The sequence below is a fragment of the Arthrobacter sp. 01T419 genome (assembly GCF_056398865.1).
Genome location: NZ_JBFTQF010000012.1, coordinates 17,815 through 43,995, shown reverse-complemented (window position 1 = coordinate 43,995; position 26,181 = coordinate 17,815). Strand labels below are relative to the sequence as shown.

23 protein-coding genes are annotated in these 26,181 nt (G+C 63.4%); 8 read left to right on the top strand and 15 right to left on the bottom strand.

Translation table 11 applies throughout. From position 1 onward, the window contains the following. Window positions 1-93 precede the first annotated feature (93 nt). The 7 genes from AC1DLO_RS16500 to AC1DLO_RS16470 all read right to left on the bottom strand — a co-directional run bounded on the left by AC1DLO_RS16500 (window position 94) and on the right by AC1DLO_RS16470 (window position 7,970). The gene (locus AC1DLO_RS16500) at window positions 94-768 is read right to left on the bottom strand and encodes a response regulator (RefSeq protein ID WP_184741520.1); all 675 of its coding nucleotides are present in this window, start codon (window positions 766-768) and stop codon (window positions 94-96) included. Further along, window positions 761-2,164 (bottom strand): histidine kinase, encoded by a 1,404-nt coding sequence (locus tag AC1DLO_RS16495; protein WP_476890708.1) that lies wholly within the window; start codon window positions 2,162-2,164, stop codon window positions 761-763. Before AC1DLO_RS16495 ends, AC1DLO_RS16500 begins: the two co-directional genes overlap by 8 nt. 336 nt (window positions 2,165-2,500) lie before the next feature. Beyond that, complete coding sequence (locus tag AC1DLO_RS16490; protein WP_476890707.1) at window positions 2,501-3,448, bottom strand: carbohydrate kinase family protein; 948 nt, start codon at window positions 3,446-3,448, stop codon at window positions 2,501-2,503. A 55-nt stretch (window positions 3,449-3,503) separates the two neighbouring features. Continuing rightward, window positions 3,504-4,601, bottom strand: coding sequence for an NAD(P)-dependent alcohol dehydrogenase (locus AC1DLO_RS16485; RefSeq protein WP_476890706.1), 1,098 nt, complete (start codon window positions 4,599-4,601; stop codon window positions 3,504-3,506). A 52-nt stretch (window positions 4,602-4,653) separates the two neighbouring features. Continuing rightward, window positions 4,654-5,592 carry a carbohydrate ABC transporter permease gene (locus AC1DLO_RS16480; RefSeq protein ID WP_476890705.1) on the bottom strand — a complete coding sequence of 313 codons (939 nt, stop codon included), beginning with the start codon at window positions 5,590-5,592 and terminating at the stop codon, window positions 4,654-4,656. Further along, window positions 5,589-6,557, bottom strand: a complete 969-nt coding sequence (locus AC1DLO_RS16475; RefSeq protein ID WP_476914529.1) for a carbohydrate ABC transporter permease — start codon at window positions 6,555-6,557, stop codon at window positions 5,589-5,591. The genes AC1DLO_RS16480 and AC1DLO_RS16475 overlap by 4 nt, the downstream gene beginning before the upstream one ends. Before the next feature lie 63 nt (window positions 6,558-6,620). Then, window positions 6,621-7,970, bottom strand: coding sequence for an ABC transporter substrate-binding protein (locus AC1DLO_RS16470; RefSeq protein WP_476890703.1), 1,350 nt, complete (start codon window positions 7,968-7,970; stop codon window positions 6,621-6,623). Window positions 7,971-8,245: 275 nt separating this feature from the next. On the opposite strand from AC1DLO_RS16470, the gene AC1DLO_RS16465 reads away from it, so the two are divergent. Beyond that, entirely contained in the window at window positions 8,246-9,169 is a 924-nt protein-coding gene (locus AC1DLO_RS16465) for an AraC family transcriptional regulator (protein ID WP_476890702.1), read from the top strand. Between the two features lie 104 nt (window positions 9,170-9,273). On the opposite strand, the gene AC1DLO_RS16460 is transcribed toward AC1DLO_RS16465, so the two are convergent. From AC1DLO_RS16460 to AC1DLO_RS16450, 3 genes are all read right to left on the bottom strand, one after another. Beyond that, window positions 9,274-10,467: an NAD(P)-dependent malic enzyme gene (locus AC1DLO_RS16460; protein ID WP_476890701.1), complete on the bottom strand. Its 1,194-nt coding sequence runs from the start codon at window positions 10,465-10,467 to the stop codon at window positions 9,274-9,276. A gap of 239 nt (window positions 10,468-10,706) precedes the next feature. Next, entirely contained in the window at window positions 10,707-11,309 is a 603-nt protein-coding gene (locus AC1DLO_RS16455) for a TetR/AcrR family transcriptional regulator (RefSeq protein WP_184741523.1), read from the bottom strand. Window positions 11,310-11,426: 117 nt separating this feature from the next. Continuing rightward, entirely contained in the window at window positions 11,427-12,782 is a 1,356-nt protein-coding gene (locus AC1DLO_RS16450; RefSeq protein WP_476890700.1) for an MFS transporter, read from the bottom strand. A gap of 159 nt (window positions 12,783-12,941) precedes the next feature. Here AC1DLO_RS16450 and rraA point away from each other — a divergent pair, with 159 nt between their 5' ends. Beyond that, window positions 12,942-13,427 carry a ribonuclease E activity regulator RraA gene (gene rraA / locus AC1DLO_RS16445; protein WP_476890699.1) on the top strand — a complete coding sequence of 162 codons (486 nt, stop codon included), beginning with the start codon at window positions 12,942-12,944 and terminating at the stop codon, window positions 13,425-13,427. A 107-nt stretch (window positions 13,428-13,534) separates the two neighbouring features. Further along, window positions 13,535-15,187, top strand: coding sequence for an MDR family MFS transporter (locus AC1DLO_RS16440; RefSeq protein ID WP_476890698.1), 1,653 nt, complete (start codon window positions 13,535-13,537; stop codon window positions 15,185-15,187). A 145-nt stretch (window positions 15,188-15,332) separates the two neighbouring features. Here the strand turns inward: AC1DLO_RS16440 and AC1DLO_RS16435 are convergent, their stop codons facing one another. From AC1DLO_RS16435 to AC1DLO_RS16425, 3 genes are all read right to left on the bottom strand, one after another. Next, window positions 15,333-16,559, bottom strand: coding sequence for an MFS transporter (locus AC1DLO_RS16435; RefSeq protein ID WP_476890697.1), 1,227 nt, complete (start codon window positions 16,557-16,559; stop codon window positions 15,333-15,335). Window positions 16,560-16,593: 34 nt separating this feature from the next. Continuing rightward, window positions 16,594-17,040, bottom strand: a complete 447-nt coding sequence (locus tag AC1DLO_RS16430) for a MarR family winged helix-turn-helix transcriptional regulator (RefSeq protein ID WP_476890696.1) — start codon at window positions 17,038-17,040, stop codon at window positions 16,594-16,596. Window positions 17,041-17,128: 88 nt separating this feature from the next. Then, window positions 17,129-17,632 carry a GNAT family N-acetyltransferase gene (locus AC1DLO_RS16425; RefSeq protein WP_184741529.1) on the bottom strand — a complete coding sequence of 168 codons (504 nt, stop codon included), beginning with the start codon at window positions 17,630-17,632 and terminating at the stop codon, window positions 17,129-17,131. Between the two features lie 159 nt (window positions 17,633-17,791). On the opposite strand from AC1DLO_RS16425, the gene AC1DLO_RS16420 reads away from it, so the two are divergent. Continuing rightward, a complete protein-coding gene (locus AC1DLO_RS16420) occupies window positions 17,792-19,264 on the top strand; it encodes an amino acid permease (protein WP_476890695.1) in 1,473 nt (490 codons plus the stop codon). Between the two features lie 211 nt (window positions 19,265-19,475). On the opposite strand, the gene AC1DLO_RS16415 is transcribed toward AC1DLO_RS16420, so the two are convergent. Together AC1DLO_RS16415 and AC1DLO_RS16410 are read right to left on the bottom strand one after the other, a co-directional pair. Next, complete coding sequence (locus AC1DLO_RS16415; protein WP_476890694.1) at window positions 19,476-20,285, bottom strand: SDR family NAD(P)-dependent oxidoreductase; 810 nt, start codon at window positions 20,283-20,285, stop codon at window positions 19,476-19,478. A gap of 27 nt (window positions 20,286-20,312) precedes the next feature. Further along, window positions 20,313-21,089, bottom strand: coding sequence for an SDR family NAD(P)-dependent oxidoreductase (locus tag AC1DLO_RS16410; protein ID WP_476890693.1), 777 nt, complete (start codon window positions 21,087-21,089; stop codon window positions 20,313-20,315). A gap of 451 nt (window positions 21,090-21,540) precedes the next feature. Between AC1DLO_RS16410 and AC1DLO_RS16405 the strand changes: the two genes are divergently transcribed. From AC1DLO_RS16405 to AC1DLO_RS16390, 4 genes are all read left to right on the top strand, one after another. After that, entirely contained in the window at window positions 21,541-22,734 is a 1,194-nt protein-coding gene (locus AC1DLO_RS16405; RefSeq protein WP_476890692.1) for an ABC transporter substrate-binding protein, read from the top strand. Window positions 22,735-22,818: 84 nt separating this feature from the next. Beyond that, window positions 22,819-23,676 carry a branched-chain amino acid ABC transporter permease gene (locus AC1DLO_RS16400; RefSeq protein WP_184740290.1) on the top strand — a complete coding sequence of 286 codons (858 nt, stop codon included), beginning with the start codon at window positions 22,819-22,821 and terminating at the stop codon, window positions 23,674-23,676. Beyond that, a complete protein-coding gene (locus AC1DLO_RS16395) occupies window positions 23,663-25,465 on the top strand; it encodes a branched-chain amino acid ABC transporter ATP-binding protein/permease (RefSeq protein ID WP_476890691.1) in 1,803 nt (600 codons plus the stop codon). The genes AC1DLO_RS16400 and AC1DLO_RS16395 overlap by 14 nt, the downstream gene beginning before the upstream one ends. Beyond that, entirely contained in the window at window positions 25,462-26,163 is a 702-nt protein-coding gene (locus AC1DLO_RS16390) for an ABC transporter ATP-binding protein (protein ID WP_476890690.1), read from the top strand. The genes AC1DLO_RS16395 and AC1DLO_RS16390 overlap by 4 nt, the downstream gene beginning before the upstream one ends. Window positions 26,164-26,181 lie beyond the last annotated feature (18 nt).

Below are 26,181 nucleotides of genomic sequence, written 5' to 3'. Positions count from 1 at the left end.
TGACTCTGCAGCACCTGCAGTTGCACGACGGCGGCCGTCCCCCCTCGGGCGGCCGTCGCCTTTGCATCCGGGTGCCTAGCCGTTCCGGGTTGCCTAGCCGAGGAGCCGGTGCTCGTAGGCGAACGCCACCAGTTGGAGCCTGGTGCGCACCCCGAGCTTGCTGAGCACGCTGCGCAAATGGGTCTTCACCGTGGCCTCGGAAACAAACAAGCTTTCCGCCATCTCTGCGTTCCCCAGGCCTTTGGCCGCGAGCAGGAACACGTCCCGCTCGCGTGGCGAGAGGTCATCCATCACGGCGAGGTCCGGCCCGGCCACCGGGACCGTCCTGGCTGCGTGTTGGAAGAGTTCGTGCACCGAGCCGGGCGCGATCACCGAGTATCCCGAGTACACCGTTCGGATCGCGGCCAGCAGGAACTCCGGCTCCGCACTCTTGAGCAGATATCCGCTGGCGCCCGCTTGCACCGCTTCAACCACGGCCTGGTCCCTGTTGAAGGTTGTCAGGGCAATGATCTTGGGCTTGTCCACTCCCGCGGCATCGGCTTCCTCCGTGATACGCCGGGTGGCTGCGACTCCATCGAGCACCGGCATCCGGAGGTCCATCAGCATGACGTCTGGCCGTTGCTTGGCCGCGAGCGCCACGGCCTGTTCGCCGTCGTCGGCCTCCCACGCCATGTCCATGTCTGATTGGCTTTGCACGAGCATGCGGATACCGGCTCGGAACAGCGGCTGATCGTCCACCAGGGCAACCGTGATCGGTGCTTCAGCCACGTCCGACGCTTTCCCGCTGGATGCCCGACGACGGCGACGCGCCCTCCAGAGCCAGCGCCGGCTCCTGCTCCTGGCCCTTTGGGGACGAAGTGGTTTCCCGGTCCGCAACTCCTTCCAGGCCGTCTTCCGCTCCGACTTCCGGGAGGAGGGAAGCAGAGCGCGAACCGTACGGGATGAAGACCGTCACGCGGAACTGCTCGCCGTCAGGCCCGGAACTGAGCCAACCGCCGGCCAGATGCGCACGCTCCCGCATTCCGGGGATGCCGCGCCCCACGCGCGCGACCTCGCCGCCGGCGTCCGTCCCCCCAATCGAAACGGACGCCGGCAGCTCGGAAGCGACGTGCATCGTCAGCCCCGGGCCGCTCCAGTCGAAGTGAAGCCGCACAGCCGTGCCGCGTCCGCCGTGTTTGAGGGCGTTCGTCAGGCATTCCTGCACTATGCGGAAGACGGCGAGCTGTTGGCCCGCGCCAATCTCGACCGGGGTTCCGGTTTCGCTCTGCTGGACTTTGAGGCTGCCTTGGCGCATCCGCTCAACAAGAGGCCCGACGTCGGTGAGCCGGGGCTGCGGAGTCACCAGTCCGTCGTCGCGCACTCCTTCAATGACCCGCTGGGCGTCCACGAGTGCGTGGCGGGCGGACACCGCGATGTTCTCCAAGGCGTCGAGCACTGCCTTGGGTTGATCCTGGCTGAGATAGCGCGTGCCGTCGGCTTGCGCGGCAATCACTGCAAGCGAGTGCGCCAAGACATCGTGAAGGTCACGGGCGATCCGGGTGCGTTCCTGCTCCACGACGAGCTCGACCTCGGTCTCCTTGAGGTTTGCCTGGGCAAGTTTGCGCGCCAGGGAAAGACTCCCCCGGTCCTCGTAAAGGGCCAAGGCGATACCGACGGCGGCACAGCCGGCGGCGATCAGGATCAGGGTGGAGAAGAGTTGCCAGCCGTAGTAGCTCAGGGCGCCCCGGTCACCCGCATATATTGGCCTGAACCAGCCGACGCCATAGCCGTAACGCCATGACAGCATCAGAAAGGTTATGACGGCCGTGAAAACGACGTTGGCTGCCCCTGCGATAGACCGCTGCCTGCGGGATCCGGTCCACAGAATGAAAGCCAGCGCGATGAATGAACCAATGTAGATTGCCCAATGAGTGGGCCCGGGCGGACGGATGACATAAGTCAGTTGGCCAAGCAAAAGGATAGCCGTGAGCCCGAGCGACACATAGGGTTTCCACACCGCCGTGGCTATGGCCAAGGTCATCAGGACGAGCATCCACGTGCCGGGCCAATAGTTCAGCCCCCACGGCCCCATCCTTCCAGCCTCCGCTACGCACCACAGGGCGAAAAAGATGACGGCCGCCGCGGGGGCGCCCCATTGCCGTACAACTTTCAGTGTCTGTTCCATGTCAGCCACCCTATCCACGGCTAAGGACACGGGACCGCCGATTCTGCCCTCCAGCGTCCGATCTCCACCCGGAAGCCAGCGGATTCATCCTTGGAGCCAAGGCTCTCGCTCACAAGACGTGAGCGAGCGTGGGCGAAAATGCCGCTAAAGGTGAGCGAGGGTTGGTCGAGGCAAACGCTCCATCACATATCCGGCCAAAAGCCCCAACGCTCCATCACATATCAGGCCAAAAGCCCCAACGCTCCATCACATATCCGTTTCCGGCCAATGAGTGCAGCGCCCGATGTCATGTCACTTCGGCGTTCGCGCGCCCAATCTAGGTGCGGCTCAAAGATGTCAGGTGCGAAACAACGGACCGAGTTCGTCCGTCCGGGGCGGGTCGGCGCCCGGCCGGGAGCACGTGATCGCTGCGGCACGGTTGGCGTAGTCGGCCAAAGCTTCCAGGTCATCGAATGCGAGGCTGTCCAGCCGTGTTCTACCCCCCGCCCCGAGGGCATCCAACTGCGCGAGTCCGGAGATCAGCCCCGCCATGAAGGAGTCGCCTGCGCCCACCGTATCGGCGACGACGATGGCTTCGGCTGCCATTTCCGCCCGCCCGGTGCGCGATAGGATCACCGGGCCGGAGGCTCCGCGGGTCAGGGCAACGATCGCCGGGCCAAGTGCCAGCCAAGCCCTGAGGGTTTCATCCGGAGTCCGGTCCGGGTACAGCCAACGGAGGTCTTCATCGCTGGCTTTGACGATGTCGCTGGCGGCCACGAATGTTTCGGCATGCTGCCTTGCCGCGGCAGTGTCGGGGCTGATCGCTGGCCGGCAGTTGGGATCAAAGCTGATGGTCGCGTGCTCCCGGGCGGATTCCACGAGGGTCAAGGTCGCGAGATCGCCCGGCGGGAGCACGGTGGCGATCGAACCTGTGTGGATGTGGGTTGAACCCTCGACGGCGGCGAGGGCGGTCAGGGATGCCCCGTTGATGTCCCAGGTGATGGAGAAAGTGTATTCGGCGCCGCCGTCGGGCCCCAGCGTGGCCAGGGCCGTCGACGTCGGTGCGGTTCGGCCGTTGATGACGTCTACGCCGTTGGACTGCAGGTGCTCGTCGATCATGAGCCCGTAGGGGTCCTCGGAGTAGTGCGTCACGAGGTTCGTCTTCAGGCCGAGGCGGGCGGTCCCGACGGCCACGTTGAGTGGGCTTCCACCCGGATGGGCCTGGCTGTCGGTCCGCCCGTGGGGGTCCCTGATGATATCGACGAGGGATTCGCCGACGACGGTCACCTTGGTTTCTGGTGCCATTCTTCTCAGCGGTTTCTGGTGCCATTCTTCTCAGCGGTTTCTGGTGCCATTCTTCTCAGCGGCCCGGGTAGACGATGGCTTTGAGCTGTCCTGGCTGCTTACCGGCCTTGAGTGCTTCTTCTGCCTCGGCCAGGGCGAAACGGCCGGTGACCAGGACATCCAGGTCGACCTTGCCATTGGCGATCAGCTGGATGGCCAAGGGCCAGGTGTTGGTGTAGCGGAACACGCCGGAGAGCCAGATCTCACGGTTCTGGATGTACGAAACGGGGAGTTCGACGTCGTCGGCCCCGAGCCCCACCAGGATCACCCTGCCGGCCGGTCCCACGGCCTTGATCCCGGAACGGACCGCCTGTGGTGCGCCGGAAGCGTCGATGAAGGCATCGACGTCGAGCCCTTCCGCGCTATCCGTCTTGGCGTTGAGCGCATGCGTGGCGCCGTGTTCCAGGGCGAACGCGAGCCGGTCTTCGGCGATGTCGGTGATGTAGATGTCGGTGGCGCCGAAGGCACGGGCGGCCTGGGCGGCGATGATGCCGATGGGGCCCGCCCCGGCGATGAGGACGCGGCTGCCGGGCTTGATGTCGGCGCGTTCGCAGGCCCAGAGTCCGACGGAGAGTGGTTCGATGAGGGCTGCGGCCTCGTCGCTGACGTTGTCCGGGATGTCGTAGGCGAAGTCGGCCTGGATGGTGACGTATTCGGCGAAGGCTCCGTCGATCGGCGGGGTTGCGTAGAACTCGATGTCCGGGCAGAGGTTGTAGCGGCCTGCCTTGCACTGCTTGCATTTGCGGCACGGTCGCTGGGGCTCGACGGCGACTCGGTTGCCTATGCGGGCGGGGTCCACGGCGCTTCCGACGGCGGCGATACGGCCGGAGAGTTCGTGGCCCAGGATCAGGGGGTGGTCAACGACGTAGTCGCCGATCCGGCCGTGCTCATAGTAGTGGACGTCGCTGCCGCATACGCCGACGGCGGCGACCTGCACCAGGACCTGATCGGGTTCCAGTTCCGGCAAGGAAAGCGTTTCCAAAGCCATCTCGCCCTGGCGCTTCAGGATGGAGGCGCGCATGGTGGCGGGCAGTTCGGGGCGCGCGAGCGCGTTGGACTGCGCGAGCGCGTTGGACTGCGGGAGCGCGTTGGACCGTGCGGTTGGTGTTGTCATCGAAGTAATCCTTTGGAAATCGAAGGGAAGGGCAGCCTATTTGACGGCGCAGTTACTTGACGGCGCCGAGGGAAAGACCCTGGACGAGCTTGTCCTGGGCGGCGAAACCAGCGAACAGCACCGGGAGGGAAATCACGACGGCGGCCGCGCAGACTTTCGCGAGGAACAGGCCTTGGCTGGAAACGAAGCCGGTCAGGAACACGGGCGCGGTGCCGGCGACGACGCCGGTGAGCACACGGGCCAGAAGCAGTTCGTTCCAGCTGAAGATGAAACAGATCAGTGCGGTCGCCGCGATGCCTGGCATCGCCACGGGGGCGATGATCTTCCGGAGGGTCAGCAGCAAGCCTGCGCCATCGATCTGGGCGGCCTCGAGCATCTCGACGGGGACTTCGGCGAGGAAGGAGCGCATCATCCAGACCGCGATCGGCAGGTTCATGGAGGTGTACATCAGGATCAGGAACCAGATGTTGTCCAGGGCACCAACGGTCTTGGCGAACAGGTAGAGCGGCAGGATCGCGGCGACCACCGGCATCATCTTCGTGGAGAGGAAGAAGAACATGACGTCGGTCCACTTCTTCACAGGCCGGATGGACAGCGCGTAGGCGGCGGGAATGGCCAGGACCAGGACCAGCACGGTGGAGAACACCGACGCGGTGGCGGAGTTGATCATCGGCGGCCACGGGCTGACCCCGGAGGTCGCTCCGAAGAACTCCTGGTAGGCGTCCAGGGTGAGGTTCGCCGCGATGGAGGGCGGGTTGGTAGCTGCGTCCGTTTCCGAGTGGAAGGACGTCAGGACCATCCACAGAACAGGGGATGCGAACAGCAAGGCCAGCAGCCAGGCGGCGAGTCCGGCTGCGGTGTTGTTCCGGGTGGGGTCCATGCGGGACTTGGCCCCGCCGAACTTCCCGAACCCGCGCCGGCGGGATCCGCCGTCGAACCCTGCGAGTCCGGCTGCGGTGTTGCCGCGTGCGGCAGGGGTGAGAGTGCTCATCGTGCTGCCTCCTTCTTGAAGAGCGAAAAGACGGTGCGGAGGGCGAAGGTGGCCACGATGATGGTGCCGATGACCACCACGACCCCGGCGGCGGACGCCAACCCGTATTCGTTGGCGAAGTAGAACGTCTGGTAGATGGCGTAGGGCAGGTTCGCGGTGCCCAGGCCTCCGGAAGTGAGGGTGAAGACGGCGTCGAAGTTCTGCACGATATAGATCGCGCCGAGCAGGCCGCCCAGTTCCATGTATTGGCGCAGGTGCGGGAGCGTCAGGTGGCGGAAGATGTCCCAGCTGCTGGCCCCGTCCATCTGGGCCGCCTCCACGGTGTCCATGGGCCGCGACTGCAGGCCCGCAAGCAGGATCAGCATCATGAATGGGGTCCACTGCCAGACCAATGACAGGACGACGGCCATCAGCGGCGCCTGGGAGAGCAGGTCTGGCTGGGGCGGAGTGTTGCTTCCGAAGAGCGACCAGATCCACGTCAGGATTCCGTTGATCAGACCATACGTGGGGTTGAGCAGGGCATGCTTCCAGATGAGGGCCGCAGCCACGGGCACCACGAGGAAGGGTGCGATCAGCAGCGTCCTGGCCAGACCGCGGCCGATGAACTTCTTGTCCAGCAGCAGCGCGAGGCCAAGTCCGATCAGCAGACTGAACAGCACCACCGAGACGGTCAGGATGATGGTGGTGAAAATCGCCTGGCGCAGGTCCGGGTCGGTGAGGACCTGGACGTAATTGGTGAATCCCGCGAATCCGGTCTGGTCGGGGCGGAGGCTGTTCCAGTTCAGGAACGAGATGATCAGGGTCACCACGAACGGGAGCTGGGTGACGATGATGAGGAAGATCAGGGCTGGCAGCAGCGGCGCACGCCGGGCCCAGGCCAGGGCGCGTTCACGGGCCTTGGCGTTCATGGAAGGTTTGGGTGCGCTGTGCCCGGAACGGGAGATGCGCGCTGTTGCGGTAGTCATTGGGTCTCCTGCGGTTCCGGGGCCAGCACTTGGCGGCTGGCCCCGGAACCGGTTGGTGGATGGTTACTTCTTGTACTTGTCGCCGATTTTTTGTGCCGCGTCCTGGCCCTTGGCCAGCGCATCGGCTACGGAGCCCTGGCCGGCGATGGCCGAACTGACACCCTGTGAGACTGTGGTTCCCAGGTCGGCGAACTCGGGAATGCCTACGAACTGGATGCCCACCACCGGGCGCTGCTGCATGCCGGGGTTCTTCGGATCGGCATTCTCAATGGCGGTGCGTTCAGCCTGGAAGAACGGCGCAGCCTTCTGGAAATCAGCATTCTCATAGGTTGAAATGCGCTTTCCAGACGGAACCTTGGCCCAGCCCAGCTTGGCGGCTACGAGCTCTTCGTACTTTTTCGAGCTCGCCCAGGCAATGAACTTGCTGGCGGCGTCCTGCTTCTTTGAAGCAGCCTGCACGCCCCAGGACCAGGTCCACAGCCAGCCCGAGGACTTGGTTTCCTTCACCGGGGCCTGGACATAGCCGATCTCACCCTTCACGGGAGATCCATCAGCCTCCAAGGCGCCAGCCGCGGAGGTGGCGTCGTACCACATGGCAGTTTTGCTCTGGCTCATGTTGTTCAGGCATTCGGTGAACCCGGCCTGGGCGGCACCTGCTTCACCGTGTGCGCGCACCAGGTCCACGTAGAACTGGGTGGCCGCGGTAAATTCGGGGGCGTTGACCTTCGCGTTCCAGTCCTTGTCGAACCACGTACCGCCGAAGGTGTTCACCACCGTAGTCAACGGGGCGAAGACCTGGCCCCAGCCGGGCTGGCCGCGGAGGCAGATGCCCTTCATCCCCGGAGCCGCACCATCAACCTTTGCAGCAAGGTCAGCCACCTGGTCCCAGGTGGGTTTCGCCGGCATGGTCAGGCCCTTGGCCGCGAAAATGTCCTTGCGGTACATCAGGAAGGAGGATTCACCGTAGAACGGTTCGCCGTACAGCTTGCCGTCCTTGCCGGTGAGGGAGGCGGTGTAGGCCGGCAGAATGTCTGACTGGTTGAACGATGCGTCCTTCGCCACGTTGTCCAGCGGCGCGAGCCAGCCGTTCGCCGAGTAGAAGGGGATCTCGTAGTTGGACAGCGACGCAACATCGTATTGCCCTGCCTGGCTGGAGAACTCCTGGCTGATCTTCGCCCGGACGTCGTTCTCAGGCAGCACGGTGTAGTTGACCTTAATGCCGGTTTCCTTGGTGAAGTTATCCGCAGTGAGCTTCTGCAGGTCTTCCATCTGGGGGTTGTTGACCATCAGGACGTTGATGCTGTTCTGATCTCCTGCCGCGGTGCCGCCGCCGGCGCCGGAACAGGCGGAAGCACCAAGTGCGATGCACAGGGCGCCTGCGGCCATCGAGGCAGCGCGCATTTTTGGGCGCATTGAGGACTCCTTCGTTCTTCAAGGGGATACGCAGTCCCTGCATCTCGACTGCCGTGTCGATGTACCGGACTGGAGCGTGGCCTCAGATCGGGAATCCGATCCGCCGCGCTTTGTTCCTCAAGATTAGGCGTGTGTCATAGGGCACAACTAGCGCCAGCGTTGCCAGTTTCTGATACTAATTTTCCAGCGAGCGTGCCTGGAAGGCGCTAATCTAGGGGAAGAGGCCTAGGGATGCTGTCCAGAATTCATAAAAGTCGAGAGCATGGAGAAACGCTATGAGCGCGGTGGCCCCGAGCGAGGGGGCGGCGGCAAGGCTCGCCGAACGGCTCCTAGGCATGCGTGCCAACAGGGAGGTCATCCCGGCCGACCCAAACCACTCAGTCCGGTGGCACGAGCATGACTATCCCAGCCCGTTGGCACGCTGGAACTACCACCCCGAATACGAGATCCACCTCATCCGGAAAGGCACCGGCAAATTCATCGTCGGAGACCACATCGGCACATTCGAGGCCGGGCACGTGTCCCTGGTGGGATCGGGCCTGCCGCATGACTGGGTGAGCGACCTTGGGCCCGGCGAAGTACTGGAGAACCGGGACGCCGTGATCCAGTTCGACGGAAAATGGGTCGAACACGCAGCCGCCACGATTCCGGAAATGGCCGAAGTACTTCCCCTGCTGGAACAGTCCGCACGCGGGATCGAGTTCCTGGGAAGGTCAGCCACAGCCGCAGCCGCGGCCATCGAGGCAATGGGAACATCCACCGGATTGGAGCGCCTACACCACCTCTTTGAAGTATTTTCGATTCTTGCGCGCGCACCCGAGGAGGAACGCCGCTACCTTGCCGACGAATGGTTCAGGCCCCAACTCGACGGCCAGGCCGCGGCCGTTGTGGACATCGTCCTCGAATACGTGTTCAGCAATCACGCCGGCAGCGTGACACTGTCCGAGGCTGCGGCCATGGTGGGAATGTCCGAACCGACCTTCTCCAAATACTTCAAACGCTCCACAGGCCAGAACTTCAGCGACCTCGTCCGCAAGCTACGGCTGGCCCATGCGCGACGCCTGCTGGAGCACAGCGATAAAGCCATTTCCGACATCTGCTACGAAGTGGGCTTCTCGAACCTGTCCAATTTCAATCGGCATTTCCTCAACGACACCGGGGAAACTCCCCGTCGCTACCGCCAGCGCTCACAAAACTGATGGCGCTCCGGCTGCGGCCAGAGCGGGCTAAGCAAAGAACGACGGCGACGCTCCCCAGGCGCGGGACCGTCGCCGTCGTCGGCACGTGGGGCTAAACGCCCGGCTTACTCAGCGGCCGCAGCAACCGCCGCGGTGACCGCCGGAGCAACGCGGGAATCCAGGGGGCTGGGCACGATGTACTCGGCGGAGAGGTCTTCCTCGGCCAGAGCGGCGATGGCGCGGGCCGCGGCGATCTTCATGGCCGGGGTGATCCTGCGCGCACCGGCGTCCAAGGCACCGCGGAAAATCCCGGGGAAGGCCAGGACGTTGTTGATCTGGTTCGGGAAATCGCTGCGGCCCGTGGCCACGACTGCGGCGTACTTGACGGCAACCTCGGGCAGGACTTCCGGGTCCGGGTTGGACAGCGCGAACACGATCGAGTCCTGGTTCATGAGCTTCAGGTGTTCCTCAGCCAGCTTGGACGAGGAAACGCCGATGAACACGTCGGCGCCCTGCAGGGCTTCGGCGGGTCCACCGGTAAGGGCACGGGGGTTGGTGCGCTGGGCGAAGCGGGCCTTGACACTGCCCGAATCGGCCACCAGATCGGCGCGCTCGGCGTTGATGATGCCCTTGGAGTCCAGAATGACGACGTCCTTGACGCCCGCGGTCAGCAGGATCTCGGAGACGGCGATGCCCGCGGCACCCGCACCAGAGACCACAACCTTCAGTCCCTCAAGTTCACGGCCGGTCACCTTGGCGGCGTTGGTCAAGGCTGCCAGAACCACGACGGCGGTGCCGTGCTGGTCATCGTGCATGACGGGGCAATCGAGGGCTTCGATGAGACGCTCTTCGAGTTCGAAGCAGCGGGGCGCGGAGATGTCTTCGAGGTTCACCGCACCGAAGCTCGGACGCAGGCGGACGAGGGTCTCGATGATTTCGTCCACGTTGGTGGTGTTGAGGACCAAGGGGATGGAATCGAGATCACCGAAGGCCTTGAAAAGCGCGGACTTTCCTTCCATGACCGGGAGGGAGGCGCTGGGACCGATGTTGCCAAGACCCAGGACGGCCGTACCATCGCTAACAACCACCACGAGGCGCTCGGCCCAGGTGTGGGTGCGGGCAAGCTCCGGGTTGGCATGGATCGCGCGGCTCACCTCGGCAACCCCGGGGGTGTAGGCAATGGAAAGATCACGCTTGTTCAAGAGCGGCACGGTGCTGGAAACGGAAAGCTTACCGCCTTCGTGGGCAGTGAAGATTTCCTCTTCGCTCAGCGCCAGGGCAGTCAGGTTCTGTTCAGGGGTGATGGTCTCGACGGACACGTCGTTGTCTCCTCAGGCTAGCCGTGAACCCACGGCACAATTCGGGCAGGTGTAGAGGCTTCGGTGACGGACCAAGGGTGGCTGGTCCGTGCGGTGAAACTCCTGCGGATATGGGCTGCTAGCCGCTTAGCGCCTGACTTCGTAGACAGGTGCTTGATAGGAAGACTAGAGACATCCAGCTATAAATACATACTTTTGGTCATTGTGGTCTAGACCGGTTACGCCAATTTGCGGAAAAGCTACGCGTCCGCAAAGAGCTTGCAGGCGTTCTTGAGGTCCTTCTCCGCGTCGAAAAGCGAGATCCGGCGGCAATTGACCGACTGGACCAGACCACTGACCACGTGCAGCAGGATCCGGGCCTTGCCGGCATCGCCGATTGCTGCCGTGACCATCTCCGCGGAGAGCGCTTCAATATCTCGCAAAAGCACGGGGATGTCGCCATCGCGGGTGTCCCACGTGCGGGAAAGGCAGTGTTCGACGGCGGGCTGCATGACCCGCATGTGGAAAATCTCCATGCCGAGTCCTGTGAGCTCCTGCTGGCTGCACCTCGAAGATGCCGGCTTGGCATCATTGAGTTCCCGGAGCTGCTGCCGGTAGACCGCGAGCATCAGATGGACCGTGGAGGGAAAGTAGCGGTAGAGGGTCCCGAGCGGAACATGGGCCCTGGTGGATACGTCCGAAAGACTCACAGTATCGAACTGCCGCTGGGCGAATCCTGCGGCAGTCTTCAATATCCGGGCGTAGCGCAATAGCTGTCTCGGCGTGGTGGGAGCAGCTGCCATCTGGGGCAGCCCCGCAGCCAGATCCAGCGAATACGGTTCCAAGGAGTTCGGTTCGGACATTTCCGGCGTTCTGTTGGTGTGGGCTTCGTTCTGGGAAGCGCGGCCCCCCAAAGGCCGGGCGCGTCCTGACAATGATACGGCAGCAAAATGTCAGTTCCCTGAGAGAGGATTCCAGGGCTACGCGACGCCCCTGATTTTCACCACGAATACCGCACCCAGCAAGCCGATGACAGCCGCGGCCACATACAACGACACGTAGCCGCCCCAGAACGCCACGAAGGGGTAGGCAATGAGAGGCGCGAGCACCTGCGGCAGAGAGTTGGCCACATTGATGACGCCAAGGTCCCGGCCCCGGTCCAGCGCAGTGGGCAGCACCTGGGTAATGAGGGCAAAGTCGACCGCCAGGTAAGCGCCAAACCCGATACCAAGCACCACCGCACCCGCAATGGCCCCCGTCCAGGTGGGATCGAAGCCAAGGACCAAGGCCGCTATCGAAATGACGACCGACGAGACGATCACCAGCGGTTTGCGTTTGCCCATGCGGTCACTGATGGCACCACCCACCACACTCGTGACGATCACCATCACGGCATAGAGCCCTGTGAGGATGAGGACCCCGAACTCAGGCTTGAGGTTCTGGGTCTCCTCCAGGTGCACGGCATCCTTGAGGAAGAACAGCAAGTAGAGCGTGACCATATGGTTGCCGATATTGACCAGCAGGCGCGTCAACCAGGCCCACGCGAAGTCCGGGTACTTGACCGGCGAGATCCAGAATCCCCGAAGGAAAGTCCACAGCTTAAACGGTGGGCGGGTCTCCGCCGGGAGAGGTACGTCGTCGTTCTTGAAAAGATAGAGCACCACGCCGGCTAGCAGCACGACAGCGCACACGATGTAGCCGAGGGCAAAGTTCCCCGAAACGGCGGACGCGATCACCGCGCCGGCGAGAATGCCGACGGTCTGGCCCATGGCCGCAAGCCCGCCCACCGTGCCACGCTGGGGCACCGGCACCCGGTCCGGGATGGCCGCCGTCAAGGCCGCATACGCACCGTTGCAACCGGCCTGAACCAAGCACCACAGGAGGGCCATGACTGCCACATTGGGAGCGCCTGCCAGCGCTATCAAGGCTGCGGCGCCCAAGATGGCGCCAAGGAGCACCCATGGCACTCGGCGCCCGAAGCGGGACGTAGTGCGGTCGCTGAAGGCGCCGAAGAGGGGGTTCGCCACGAGGGACACTGCGGCACCGCACCCGGTGACGAGGGCAAGGATGGCTTCCTTCTGGCCTTCGTCGAAATGGATGGCCTGCTGCCCTAACAACACCTGGATGGGACCGAAGAACGCGGCGTTGATGCCCACATTGACCAGCACCACTCCGGTGACCCACAGCGAACGGACGCGCTGCACGGGCTCGGCGAGCGCCGTCGTCGGGCCGCCCTGTTTCCCTGGAGGAACCTGCGCACCTAGAGGATCGTGAGGCCCAAGAGGATCCATCGCCGGTCTCTCAGGCAGTGAACCGGGCAGATCGGACAGGCTCATAACGGTGCTCCCCTAGCAGCTTAACGTGTGGATTCAGCCTAGCGCTGCGGGAGTCTGATCGGCTGTGATCAAGGCAGCTATGTGGATAAAGGCACGGTCCCGACGCGCGTGGGTAAGTCCCCACGCGTTAGGGTAACTCCAACGGACCGAGGAGGAACAATGATGAACATGCCAGAGAACCCCATCAACACGGCCGATCTTTACGACGAGCGTGAGGAAGATGTTGAGTCGATCTCACTGCAGTTCCAGGACCTCGGCGGCGTCTCCCACTTCAGCGGGCCCGTGCGCACCATCAAGTGCTTCGAGGACAATGCCCTGGTCAAGACCGTCCTGGCAACCCCGGGCGAAGGCGCCGTCCTGGTGGTGGACGGCTACGGCTCGCTGAACACCGCCCTCATGGGGGACATGATCGCCGAGAGCGCCGTCGCCAACGGCTGGGCCGGCGTCGTCATCAACGGGGCCATTCGCGATCGCGTGGCGATCGCGAAGCTGCCTTTGGGCGTCAAAGCCCTCGGAAGCAACCCCCGGAAGAGCTCAAAAGTGGGCCGTGGAGAAGTGGACATCCCTTTGGTGATCGATGGCGTCCACATCGAACCCGGCAACCTGATCTACTGCGATCCTGACGGGATTCTCGTGGAGCGGTGACAATTTTGCCTTCATTCGGGTAAGACAGGGAATACGGGAGCGATTAGGATAGTTACTGAAAGCAACTATCCTGCTTAGTCCCCTTTTCTTCCACCCTTGGAGAAGCAATGTCCAAAGCCACGCCCGTCCGGGCCGCCGGTGAGGTCCTGACGCACCGTCAGACGCTCACCGTCATGGTGGGCCTCATGCTCGGCATGTTCCTGTCCTCGCTGGATCAGACCATCGTGTCCACGTCCATTTACACGATCGCCAACGATCTCGATGGCCTGTCCTTGCAGGCCTGGGCCACCACGGCGTACCTCATCACGTCCACGGTGAGCACTCCGCTGTACGGCAAGCTGAGCGACATCTTCGGCCGCCGCCCGCTCTACCTGGCCGCGATCCTGATCTTCCTGGCGGGCTCTTTGTACGCCGGTTCCGTACATTCCATGACCGAGCTCGCCATCGCCCGCGGCATCCAGGGCATGGGCGCCGGCGGTCTGCTGGCCCTCGCACTGACGATCATCGGCGACATCGTTGCCCTGAAGGATCGTGCGAAGTACCAGGGCTACTTCATGTCCGTCTTTGGCGTTTCCTCGGTGCTGGGTCCCGTGGTTGGCGGCGCTTTCGCCGGCTCGTCCAACATCCTCGGTTTCGACGGCTGGCGCTGGGTCTTCTTCATCAACCTGCCCATAGGCTTGGCCGCCTTGGCCGTGGTCTTCTTCTTCCTGCACCTGCCCGCGAAGCACGTCAAGCAGAAGATCGACTACTGGGGTGCGGCAGCCATCACCCTGGCAATCGTTCCATTGCTGCTTGTGGCCGAACAGGGCCGCAGTTGGGGCTGGACCTCCGTGAACTCGTGGATCTGCTACGGTTTGGGCGTCGTAGGCATCGTTGCGTTCCTGCTGGTTGAGAGGCGTGCCGGCGACTACGCGCTGATCCCCCTGCGACTCTTCAAGAACATCACTTTCGGACTGTCATCCCTGCTGAACTTCATCATCGGTATCGGCATGTTCGGGGCCATCGCGATGCTCCCGATGTACTTGCAGCTGGTCAAGGGCCTCACTCCCACCGAGGCCGGCCTCATGATGATCACCTTCACGGTGGGTATCCTCTTCGGTTCCATTACAGCGGGACGGACCATCTCGGCGTCGGGCGTTTTCCGGATCTTCCCCATCCTCGGCACGGCCATCCTGACTGCCGCCGCCATCGTCATGGGCCTCTCGCTCGGGGTGGACACCGGGCTGTGGGTTCCCGGCCTGATCGCCGTGTTCTTCGGCATGGGCCTGGGCTTCTGCATGCAGCCGCTCACGCTCGCCATGCAGGTTTCCGTACCGCCGAAGGACATGGGCGTGGGCACCTCCACCGCAGCGTTCTTCCGTTCCATGGGCGGCGCCGTGGGTACCGCAGTGTTCATCTCGATGCTCTTCAGCCTGGCAGCCGACAAGATCGCCTCGGGCATGAAGGACGCCATCGGGAACCCCGACTATCTCAAGGTGCTCAAGGATCCTGCCGTTGCCGCGGACCCCGCGAACGCCAAGCTGTACGACTTCTTCAAGAACGGCGCCAGCAACGATTCGCTGAATGACACCAGCTGGCTGCACCACGCCAACCCGGTGCTCACCCGGCCCATCACCGAGGGATTCGCGCAGTCGATCGATACCGTGATGCTCACGGCAGCGGCACTGACCGGCCTCGCGTTCCTCATCAGCTTCGCCTTGCCGAACAAGAAGCTGACGGACCCAACGGCCGCAGCGAAGGAATCCGTCTCCGCGCACTAAGTTCGGATCGCGTCACGGCAGGCAGTCTTTTGGACTGCCTGCCGTTGCCGTTTCCAGCGTTCGCGCGGTTGAGTGCCCGACGGCGGCGCTAAAGTTTGCGTGGCGTGACGGCGCCGCAGGACCGCTACTCGGGAGGTATTGCTGGTTATACGAGGTGCGGTTCGTGCGACTTCAGGAAGCGGCGGCCGCCGGCGGCCACGAGGATCGCGAACGCCAGGGCGACCGCCGCGGCGAAGAACGGAACCTGCGGGCCGAAGTGCTCGCCCAACTGCGCAGCGACGAATGGAGCCAGCGCGCCGCCCATCCAGCGCACAAAGTTGTAGCCGGCCGAAGCCACGGGACGCGGCGAATCGGAAACTTCCATGGCCAGTTCGGTGTAGAGCGTGTTGTTGATGCCCAGCAGGGCGCCCGCCACAATGACAAGCACGACGACGGCAGTCACCGAGTGCCCCGCGGCCAGTCCCAGCCCGACGAGGTCCAGCAAGAGGGCCCCGAGTGTGCCGACCAGAACGTTGGTGGTGCCGAAGCGACGCTGCAGCACGGGTGCCACAAAGACTGAGAATACGGCCACGGCCACGCCCCAGCCGAAGAACACAGCGCCGATACCGTAGGCATCCATCCCCAGGATGAACGGGGTGAAGGCCAGGATGGTGAAGAAGCCGTAGTTGTAGAACAACGCGCTGGCAGCGGTGGCGCGAAGGCCCTTGTGGCCCAGGGCAAGGAGCGGGTCACGCAGCCGTGCCTTCGTGGCCGGAGCCGGGGTTTTGGGCAGGAGGGCCAGCAAGGCGATGAAGGAAACAGCCATGAGGACCGCAGTGCCGAAGAACGGTGCACGCCACTGCCAGCCGCCCAGGAGTGCTCCGAGCAGCGGGCCGAGGGAAATGCCCAGGCCAAGGGCGGCCTCGTACAGAATGATCGCGGTTCCGGTTCCGCCGCTCGCGACGCCGACAATCACGGCAAGCGCGGTGGCCACGAAGAGTGCGTTACCGAGTCCCCAACCGGCGCGGAATCCGACCAGCTCACCCACGCTACCGGACAAGCCGGACAGCGACGCGAAGACGACAATCAGGGCCAGTCCGATCATGAGCGTCTTCTTGCCGCCGATCCGCGAAGAGACGAATCCGGTCACGAGCATCGCGACGGCGGTCACCAGGAAGTAGCTCGTGAAGAGCAGCGACACTTGGCTGGGGCTGGCCTGGAGGTTCTTGGCGATGGCCGGCAGGATCGGGTCCACCAAGCCGATGCCCATGAAGGCGAAGACGGCGGCAATCGCCGTGGCCCACACAGCCTTGGGCTGCTTGAGGAACGAGGCCTTCTCGGCCTCGAGGGTTTCTTCCGCTGGCTGCAGTTGCTCTGCGAGCTGGCCTTTCATGGACTGCTCTCCTAGTTTTGGGTTGTTGGCTTGTTCAGTTCTGGACTGAGTTGTTGATCTTGTCGAACACCGGGAGGGCGGCCTCCACGGCGTCGCGTTCCTCTTGGCTTAGGGTTCCAAGGATCCCGGCGATGTATTGGTTGCGGCGGCGGTCTGCGTTCTCGACGGCGGCACGCCCCGCCGCAGTCGCGGCGACGCGGACAGCGCGGGAGTCGTCCGGGTCGGCTTCACGCTTAACAAGGCCTGCTCGCTCGAGCTTGATGATCTGCTCCGTGGCGCTAGGGACCTTGACCCCAAGGTTCCGGGCAATCCCTCCGACGCGGGCACCGCCGTCGAGCGCCATTTTGAGGACGCCGAGCTGTGCCGAGCTGAGTTGCTCCTCGGAATCCAGACGGCGCATCACGTAGACAATCTGCCGCAGGGCTTCCCGAAAGGATTGGGCGAGGGCAAGGAGCGCATCGTCAGCTTGATTGATGGTCATATTTAGGTATCCTAACAGTTAGGTAACCTAAATATCAAGGGATGCGTGACCCATTGGCTTGGCTTAGGCCCGCTTCGGGCCGCCTTGGTTACAGCGCCAGCTTCATTCCCTCATGACTGGCCACGAAGCCAAGCCGCTCGTAGAAGCGATGGGCATCCTTGCGCGATTTGTCACTGGTGAGCTGGACCATGGTGCAACCACGGCTCCTGGCCTCCTCGATGGCCCACTGCATCATTGCGGCGCCAACGCCATGGTCCCGCAACTCGGCGGCGACGCGTACGGCCTCGATCTGGCAGCGGAGCGAGCCCTTCCGCGCCAAGCCCGGGATGAAGCTCAGCTGGAATGTTGCTACGCAGGCGCCGTTCAAGTGGCCCACCACCAACAACTGGGCGGGATCCTCGTTGATCTGCTGGAATGCCTGCAAGTAGGGCCCGACGTCCTCGGCGTTTTCGCGGGAGCTGCCCAACTGATCGGCTGCGAGCAATCGCAGAATGGCGGGGAGGTCTTCCCAATGGGCGCGGCGGAGCGTGAAGACTCCTTCGTCCAGAACCATGCTCAACAGCGGCTTCACTCCTGGATTTGCGTGACTCATAACACTAGCCTGACACAAGCTGGCGGCTTCGTTTTACGAGTGTTCACGAATTTCGAGTGAAACGTTCAATCACAATTTCTTGGATGGTTCGCGCTACTTTGGACTAGCAGATTTGTTAGCCACGTCACCATTGCGGCGAATCACCCAAAGGATGCACATATGTCTGACCAGACAACCACGGGGCAACGCACTGCCTCCAGCAAAGACAGCGAGCCACATCTGGCGCGCTCACTGAGCAACCGCCACATCCAGTTGCTCGCCATTGGCGGCGCCATCGGCACGGGCCTGTTCATGGGCTCCGGAAAGACCATCTCCGTGGCCGGGCCGTCCGTGATCTTCGTGTACATGATCATCGGCTTCATGCTGTTCTTCGTCATGCGCGCCATGGGCCAGCTCCTGCTGTCCAACCTGAACTACAAGTCCTTCAGCGACTTCGCCGGAGACCTCCTTGGTCCTTGGGCAGGCTTCTTCACCGGCTGGACCTACTGGTTCTGCTGGGTAGTGACCGGGGTGGCCGACGTCATCGCCATCGCCGGCTACGCCAATGAGCTCTGGCCGGGCGTGCCGCTCTGGATTCCGGGCCTCGCGACCATCGCCATCCTGCTCCTTTTGAACCTCCCCACGGTGAAGGCCTTCGGCGAGACGGAATTCTGGTTTGCCCTCATCAAGATCATCGCGATCTCCGCTTTGATCATTGTTGGCATCGTGATGATCGCCACCGGTTTCACGTCCGACGCCGGAGCCGCGAGCTTCACCAACCTCTGGAGCCATGGCGGCTTCTTCCCCAAGGAATTCATGGGCTTCGTGGCCGGTTTCCAGATCGCGGTCTTCGCGTTCGTGGGCATCGAACTGGTGGGCACTGCCGCGGCCGAGACCAAGAACCCGGAGCACAACTTGCCCCGCGCCATCAACGCCATCCCCGTCCGCGTCATGCTGTTCTACGTCGGCGCTCTCATCATCCTGATGTCCGTCATCCCGTGGACCGAGTTCAAGGCAGGCCACAGCCCCTTCATCGCTATGTTCTCCTTGGCCGGCCTGGGCATCGCGGCCACCGTGGTGAACCTCGTGGTCCTGACCTCTGCCATGTCCTCGGCTAACTCCGGTATTTACTCGACTTCGCGCATGGTGTTCGGTCTAGCGAACGACGGCGATGCCCCCAAGGTGTTCGGCCGTCTGTCCAGCCGCAAGGTTCCGCAGAATGCCTTGTTCCTATCCTGCGTGCTGCTGCTGGGCGGCGTCGCCCTGCTCTACGCGGGCAAGGACATCGGCGCAGCGTTCGACATGGTTACCACCGTGTCCGCCGTCTGCTTCATGTTCGTCTGGTCCATCATCCTTGCCAGCTACCTTGTGTTCCGCAAGCGCCGGCCCCACTTGCACGAGGCGTCGACGTTCAAGATGCCCGGCGGGATCGTGATGGTGTGGGTGGTCTTCGCCTTCTTCGCCTTCCTGGTCTGGGCCCTGACGACGCAGCCGGACACCCTCACGGCCCTGCTTGTGACCCCCATCTGGTTCGCCATCCTGGCCGTGGCCTACGCCCTGGTCCGGAAGTCGCCGCTGCACCAGGCCCGTGTGGCCGAATGGAAAGCCATGGCCGAAACCGAAACGACCGCCGTCGAAGCCGCCACACGCTAGACCCTGCCCCTCACCCGGCGCCCTCCACCCGAGGCCCCCACCCGACGCCCGCTCACTTATAGCGGCCATTTTCCCGGCCCTCCTGCACTTTTGAGGGCCCAAACCGAAACCCTCCATCACATCTTTTTTGTGCAGGAGGGTTTCGGGTTTTCCCGCCAAAGGTGAGCGGGCGTTTGGGAAAAGGGCACCAAAGGTGAGCGAGCGTCGGGGGCTACAGGACGCCGTCGAACGCTATGGTGGGCAGGTCCACGACATGGGCTCCGCCGTCGGCGACAATTGTTGCACCCGTGATGTACGACGAGTCCGGCGACACCAGAAAGTTCACCACGCCGGCCATTTCGGCAGGAGCCGCAGCCCGGCGCAACGGCACATTGGCCGTGACAGTGCTGTAGCCCTCGTCCCTCCCTGCCAGACCGGCCGATTTGGCGAACTGATCCATTTCGGCGTCGGCCATGGGAGTCCGAACCCACCCGGGACACAGCGCGTTCACCCGAATTCCGTGCACTCCGTAATCCCTGGCCAAGGACTTGGTCAGGCCGATGAGTGCGTGCTTTCCCACCGTGTAACCCGCTACATTGGGGCCGGCAAAAAGCCCCGCAAGCGAGGAAACGATCACCACCCGGCCGGCAGAGGTTCGAAGATGCGGTATCGCTTCCCGGACGGTCTTGAAGGCCGTTGTCAGGTTGGCATTGAGGCTTGCCTGCCATGCGTCGTCGTCGGTATCGGCAACAGAGGCAAAGCCGTGCCCGCCAGCGTTGGCGATCACCATATCCAGGCGGCCGAACTCGGCGACGACGGCGTCGACGGCGGCCCGGGCTTGGGCAGAATCGCTCATGTCCGCGACGACGGGCAACGCGCCGTGCTTTTCCGCCACGGCGTCAAGCGGTTCCCGCCGCCTTCCGACGACGGCGACCCTCGCACCCTCCTGGATGAGCCGGGCGGTGATCGCTTCGCCGATTCCTGTACCGCCGCCGGTCACCAATGCCACTTGGCCCGCCAGGGTGTTGTTGTACGAGGTCATGCTGTTCCTATCGCTTTTGAGGGATTTTCAGGCCGGAAATGACGACTGCGCCAGGTACCCGTAGTCGGAAACAAGGCTTGTCCCGTTCACTGGTGCGGACACAGGTGAGGCCAGGTAAAGCACGTGGTTGGCCACCTGTTCCGCGGTCTGGACGGGGTACTTCTGGGCCGCGAAGGTCTCCGAGGTGTGCCCCAGGTCGGCACGTGCCATCGGGGTGTCCACGACGGATGGGCAAACACAATTCACACGTATCCCGTCAGGTTCCAACTCCACTGACAACGCTCGCGTCAATTGCAGGACGGCCCCTTTGGATGCATTGTAGGGAACCATTCCCGGGGCCGCGACGAAGCTGGAATCCGAGGCCAGGAGCACCATGGCACCGACGTTAGACAGCTTCAGAAATGGCGCGCATTGCTGAGCGAGCAGGAACTGCCCCGTCACGTTGACGCTCATGACGCGCTCAAATTCGGCCACGCCCACTTCCTGCAGAGCTACCCCAACCGGCCCCGAAATGCCTGCGCATCCGACCGCGATATCAATCCCGCCAAAAGCATGCGCCACGGACTGCACGGCGAATTCCATGTGAGTCGGATCGGTGATGTCTGCGCGCACGAACATGCACGACGCTCCGGCCTCCAGTTCGCCGCCTGCCAGTTCGCGCTGAAGGGAACTGCCGGCGTCGTTGTCAACGTCGATCAAGGCGATACTGGCGCCTTCAGCGGCAAATGCACGGGCGCATGCCCGCCCGATGCCCGAAGCCGCACCAGTGATGATCACGACCTTGCCCGCAAGCCCTAGCTCCATTGGTTCCTCCTGCCCGATTCCGTCACACCATCGTGGCAGTCGTGGCCGCGTCGGCCTTGGCTTCAAGTGAAGGGAACTTGTCGGTGAACGCATCGAGCGGACGACGGCGGTAGCGGACGACGGCGGTAGCGCACGACGGCGGTAGCGGTCCCCCGAACGCTCGCTCACCTTTAGGGCCGCCGGGCGGAACGCTCGCTCACCTATAGGGCACAAAACCAGAACGCTCATTCACATGATGATCTGCAGGAGCGTCGCGGGAGGGACCGGACGAGAGGGCAGCTGTGCCGATTCCGCGCGGCAGCTGTGCCGATTTGGACAAGTGGCGTTCGCTCGCAGACAAGTCCCCCGCGCGGGGCCAATTTACGCTGGACCATACCGTCGCGCCGAAGTGATCTATCCCACAGTGCCGATGTTCACCTGCATTGCCGCTCCGAGAGAATTGAGAGCCTTCATGATTTCCAAGCTGACGAAAATCGGCGCCATCGCCGTGGCCGGCGCTCTGCTGATGACAGCCTGCGGCGAGGACACCAACAGCACCAAAGCGTCCGCAGCCGGAGCGAGCGGAGGCGACATCGTCGTAGGCTCTGTCAACGCGCTGAGCGGCGGAGCGACGTTCCCCGAGGCATCGGCTGCGTCCAAAGCCGTCTTCGATGCCTTCAACGCTTCCGGCGGCATCAATGGCAAGAAGATCAACTACGTCATCACGGACGACAAGGGCGATCCCTCCACCGCCTCACAATCTGCCCGGGACATCGTCGAGTCCAAGAAAGCCGTGGCCATGGTTGGCTCGGCCAGCCTGCTGGATTGCGATGTCAACGCCAAGTACTACCAGCAGAACAAGATCCTCTCCCTGCAAGGCACCGGAGTGGACCCCGCATGTTTCTCCAGCCCGGCGGTCTCCCCCGTCAATGTCGGCCCGTTCCTCGATACCGAAATGACCCTGACGTACGGCTCTGAAAAGCTTGGACTCACGGACATCTGCGGATTCCTGGAAATTGCGGGCAGCACGGGCCCTGCGTACAAGGCGGCCATCGATAATTGGTCCAAGAAGACCGGCAAGAGCTTGAAATTCCTGGACGACAGCGTTCCCCTGGGCAGCCCCGATTTCACGCCGCAGGTCATCAAAGCGAAGAACTCCGGCTGCAAAGCCGTCTTCATCAACGCCATTGAGCCGGACGCGATCGGCCTGCTCAAAGCCGCCGAGGCCCAAGGACTGACGGATGTGACCTGGCTGTTCCTGACGTCCACCTACACCAGCGAATTCGCCAAGGCCGCGGGCAGCGCTGGCAAGGGCGTGTACGTTCCGGCAGAGTTCGCACCATTCACCGACCCGAACGAAGCCGCCAACAAGGACTGGCGCGCCCTGATGGAAAAGAACAACATTCCACTGACGTCCTTCGCCCAAGGTGGCTACCTGGCCGCAACATACTTCATCGAGGTCCTCAAGGGCATCAAGGGTGACATCACGCGCCAGTCCGTCACGGATGCGTTACTCGCGATGAAACCGATCGACAACCCCATGGTCGGCACGCCGTATGTCTTCGGGCCCGGCGGCAAGCACGGCTCCAACACGGCCGCATGGCCGGTCCAGCTCAAGGACGGGGCCTGGGTCAAGGCCTCCGATACCTGGATGCGCCAGAACTAGCGGTCTCTGGCAGGGTGCCGGTGATGGTCCGCCAAGGCCATCACCAGCACTCTGCCCCCATGTTTGAGAGAAAGAAGGGACACCATGCTCCAAGGCGCATTGGCCGGCCTGGCCGCCGGAGGACTCTACGCGGTGATCGCCGTGTGTTTGACCCTCATGGCGAGACTTGTGCGGGTCGTGAACTTTTCCCAAGTGGCCATCGGCATGTTCGCCGCCTACTTGGCAGTGATCTTCGCCGAGCAACACCTCCCCCAATGGGCAGCAACCGCAGCGGGCGTCTGCGTCGGCGCCGTCGTCTCCGGGCTGATCGGCTGGATCATCGCGCAGTGGCTTCCCGAAGCCGGTATCGGAGCCCGCTCGGCAGTTTCAGTCGCCTCCCTGCTGCTTCTGGTGTCCTTGTCCTTCATCCTCTTCGGCAGCAAGCCCAAGACGTTCAAATCCCTTCTTCCGGGGCCCGCATTCAGCGTGGGAAACGTTGTGGTGACCCAGGTGACGGTTGTCATGGTGGCGCTGGCCCTTGTAGTCGCCGTCGGATGCCATGTGCTGCTCACCAAAAGCAAGATCGGCACCAAACTGCGCGCCTTGTCAGAACGCCCGACGACGGCGGAACTTCTGGGCGTGCCGGCCAAGGGCCTGAGCATCGCCGTATGGGTAGGCACGGGCCTCATCAGCGCGGCCGCGGTGTCCATCGTGGCGCCGACCCAGACGAATGACCCCATTTCCCTGTCCTTCATCATTGTTCCGGCCTCGGCCGCGGCATTGCTCGGCGGCTTCCGCAGGCTTGATCTGGCCGTCGTGGGCGGATTGGCCTTGGGCATGCTGCAGGGCGCCTTGGCCCAGTTCGAGCAAATGTCCGTTCTCCGCTACTGGGTCCCGTTCCTGATCATTGTCGTTTTCCTGCTGTGGACACAGCGAAAGGAAGTCTGGGATGTTGCGCGCTAACCCGTTTCTGGCCCGGGGGCCGATGAAACCCCTTGCGATCGCCGTTGCCTGCGTGCTGGTCGGCTGGCTCCTCAGCGCGGTGCTGCCCTCCTACTTCGTCTTCCTCGGCACCACCGCGATCGTGGCCATGATCTCCCTTTTGGGCCTCGGCATTGTCACCGGGAGTGCCGGAATGATGGCGCTCTGCCAACTCAGCTTTGCCGCCGTGGGCGCCTGGGTGGTGTCCTCGCTTAACTCCGTGGATGTCCCGGGCGGCCTGATGGTGTGGCTCCCGCTAGGTGGGTTGGCAGCGGCAGCGGCGGGCGTCGTCGTCGGCCTTCCGGCACTCCGCCTCCGGGGCGTTAACCTAGCGGTAGTCACCCTCGGCTTTGCGGCTGCCGCAGACCTGACCCTGGGCAAGATCCAATTCCCTGGCACCCAGACGGGGATCCAAGTGGCTCGCCCGGATCTTTTTCCCGGCGACCGCAGGTACTTCCTCTTCGCCGTGATTGTCCTGGCACTGTGCAGCCTCTTGGTCCACTTTCTGCAGGCGAGCCGCTGGGGAAGCGGTTGGAAATTCGTTGCCTTCTCGGAGCGTGGAACTGCTTCGGCCGGGACCAGCGTGACCGTAACCAAGCTGACCGCATTCGGAGCGAGTGCGTTCTTGGCGGGAATCGGCGGCGGCCTGCTCTCGGGCCAAGTGGGGCTCGTTTACCCCAGCAGTTTCACCACCATCCAGTCCCTGGCTCTCTATGTCCTGGCCATCGTCTCCGGCTCCTACTTGATCGACATGGCAGTTCTCGGCGGAATCCTCTGGGTGCTCGTTCCGGAATTGCTCAAGCGCTTTGGTATCTCGCAAGACTGGGGATTTGTCATCTTCGGCGCCCTCGGCATTCAGTCCCTGACAACCGGTTCCAACCTCGGCGCCGACCTTCGCGCCATGTGGTGGCGCAGGACCCAGGGGCGCCGCAAGTCCGTGGAAGTGACCAGCCCGACGGCGGCGGTCCCGACGGCGGCGGTCCCGACGGCGGTGACCAAACCGACGGCGGCGCGGCGTCCGGCGTCGTCAGCGTCGGTGTCGGGCTCGCCTGCGTCGGGGGCCGGCGCCCTGCTTTCGGTGCGCGGATTGTCAGTCACGTTCGGCCAGGTGACGGCGCTCAGCGAGGTGGATCTGGACCTCGCCGAGGGCTCCGTCACAGGCCTGATGGGCCCCAAYGGTGCGGGAAAATCGACGATGGTGGACGCCCTCGCCGGGTTCCTGCCGCAGCATCAGGGAACCATCCAGTTGGCCGGCCAGTCCCTCAACGGGCTCTCGCCCATGGAGCGGGCCCGGTTGGGAATCCGCAGGACCTTCCAACAGGACCGCGTGCCGCCCACCCTCAGCGTAGGCGCCTACGTCCGCTTTATCGCACGCGGACAGGCGTCGGACAAACGCGTCGAGGAACTCCTGGCGTTCTTCAACTGCCCGCCGCCGTCGACGCAACTGGCGAGGGTCGACGTCGGGACCCGCCGGCTGATCGAGGTCGCCGCCAATATGGCGGCGTCGCCCCGCCTCCTGCTGCTCGACGAGCCAGCCGCAGGTTTGTCACACGAAGAACACGTTTCCTTCGCCGAGCAGTTGGTCCAGCTGCCCGATCGTTTTGGCACCACGCTGTTGCTGATCGAACACGATCTGGACATGGTCCGCTCCGTATGCAATGACTTGGTGGTCCTGAATTTCGGCGAGGTCATCGCATCCGGCCAGCGCGACGACGTGCTCGCAAATCCGCAGGTCATGACTGCCTACATGGGCGAATTGGAGGTCTCATGAACGAGTTGATCCTCGACGACGTGAGCGTCAGTAGGGGCTCCGGTCCTGTGGTGTCCGGCGTCTCGTTGGTGGTGAAACCTGGGTCCCTGTTGACGTTGGTTGGCCCGAACGGTGCAGGGAAGACCAGCCTGCTGGAGTCGATTTCGGGCATCGTTTCCACGAGCAAGGGGGACATGTCCCTTGATGGTGTTCCGTTGGGCAAATTGTCCAGGATCAAGCGTTCGCGTTTGGGACTTGTCCATGTGGAGCAAGGCCGCACCGTCTTCCCCTCCCTGACCGTCCAAGAAAACCTGGAACTGACGGCCAAGTCTCCTGCCGGTGTTGATGAAGCCCTCGAGCTCTTCCCGGAGCTGCACAAGCGAAGGGGTTCGGCGAGTGGCTTGCTTTCCGGTGGTGAGCAGCAGATGGTAGTTCTCGCCCGGGCCTTCGCTGCCCGGCCAAAGTACCTTCTGATCGACGAAATGTCCTTGGGACTCGCACCAGTGGTATTCCTGCGGCTCTTGCCCATCATCCGGCACATCGCCGATTCGGGTGTCGGCATCCTGATGGTGGAACAATTCGCACAGCTGGCCCTGAAGATTGCGGACGAAGCCATCGTGGTGACCGGCGGACGGGTAACGTACGGCGGGCCGGCCGAACCGCTGATGGCCGACCCCGCCCTGCTGCACCGCGCTTACCTCGGAATAGCGGAAGTCTAGTTCCGCCCCCTGCCAGGG

Bases quoted from the DNA above. Each gene is read 5' to 3' on its own strand.
- AC1DLO_RS16495 (WP_476890708.1), bottom strand. From the start codon at position 2,164: ATGGAACAGACACTGAAAGTTGTACGGCAATGGGGCGCCCCCGCGGCG.
- AC1DLO_RS16490 (WP_476890707.1), bottom strand. From the start codon at position 3,448: ATGGCACCAGAAACCAAGGTGACCGTCGTCGGCGAATCCCTCGTCGAT.
- AC1DLO_RS16485 (WP_476890706.1), bottom strand. From the start codon at position 4,601: ATGACAACACCAACCGCACGGTCCAACGCGCTCCCGCAGTCCAACGCG.
- AC1DLO_RS16480 (WP_476890705.1), bottom strand. From the start codon at position 5,592: ATGAGCACTCTCACCCCTGCCGCACGCGGCAACACCGCAGCCGGACTC.
- AC1DLO_RS16475 (WP_476914529.1), bottom strand. From the start codon at position 6,557: ATGACTACCGCAACAGCGCGCATCTCCCGTTCCGGGCACAGCGCACCC.
- AC1DLO_RS16470 (WP_476890703.1), bottom strand. From the start codon at position 7,970: ATGCGCCCAAAAATGCGCGCTGCCTCGATGGCCGCAGGCGCCCTGTGC.
- AC1DLO_RS16465 (WP_476890702.1), top strand. From the start codon at position 8,246: ATGAGCGCGGTGGCCCCGAGCGAGGGGGCGGCGGCAAGGCTCGCCGAA.
- AC1DLO_RS16455 (WP_184741523.1), bottom strand. From the start codon at position 11,309: ATGTCCGAACCGAACTCCTTGGAACCGTATTCGCTGGATCTGGCTGCG.
- AC1DLO_RS16450 (WP_476890700.1), bottom strand. From the start codon at position 12,782: ATGAGCCTGTCCGATCTGCCCGGTTCACTGCCTGAGAGACCGGCGATG.
- rraA (WP_476890699.1), top strand. From the start codon at position 12,942: ATGATGAACATGCCAGAGAACCCCATCAACACGGCCGATCTTTACGAC.
- AC1DLO_RS16440 (WP_476890698.1), top strand. From the start codon at position 13,535: ATGTCCAAAGCCACGCCCGTCCGGGCCGCCGGTGAGGTCCTGACGCAC.
- AC1DLO_RS16435 (WP_476890697.1), bottom strand. From the start codon at position 16,559: ATGAAAGGCCAGCTCGCAGAGCAACTGCAGCCAGCGGAAGAAACCCTC.
- AC1DLO_RS16430 (WP_476890696.1), bottom strand. From the start codon at position 17,040: ATGACCATCAATCAAGCTGACGATGCGCTCCTTGCCCTCGCCCAATCC.
- AC1DLO_RS16425 (WP_184741529.1), bottom strand. From the start codon at position 17,632: ATGAGTCACGCAAATCCAGGAGTGAAGCCGCTGTTGAGCATGGTTCTG.
- AC1DLO_RS16420 (WP_476890695.1), top strand. From the start codon at position 17,792: ATGTCTGACCAGACAACCACGGGGCAACGCACTGCCTCCAGCAAAGAC.
- AC1DLO_RS16415 (WP_476890694.1), bottom strand. From the start codon at position 20,285: ATGACCTCGTACAACAACACCCTGGCGGGCCAAGTGGCATTGGTGACC.
- AC1DLO_RS16410 (WP_476890693.1), bottom strand. From the start codon at position 21,089: ATGGAGCTAGGGCTTGCGGGCAAGGTCGTGATCATCACTGGTGCGGCT.
- AC1DLO_RS16405 (WP_476890692.1), top strand. From the start codon at position 21,541: ATGATTTCCAAGCTGACGAAAATCGGCGCCATCGCCGTGGCCGGCGCT.
- AC1DLO_RS16400 (WP_184740290.1), top strand. From the start codon at position 22,819: ATGCTCCAAGGCGCATTGGCCGGCCTGGCCGCCGGAGGACTCTACGCG.
- AC1DLO_RS16390 (WP_476890690.1), top strand. From the start codon at position 25,462: ATGAACGAGTTGATCCTCGACGACGTGAGCGTCAGTAGGGGCTCCGGT.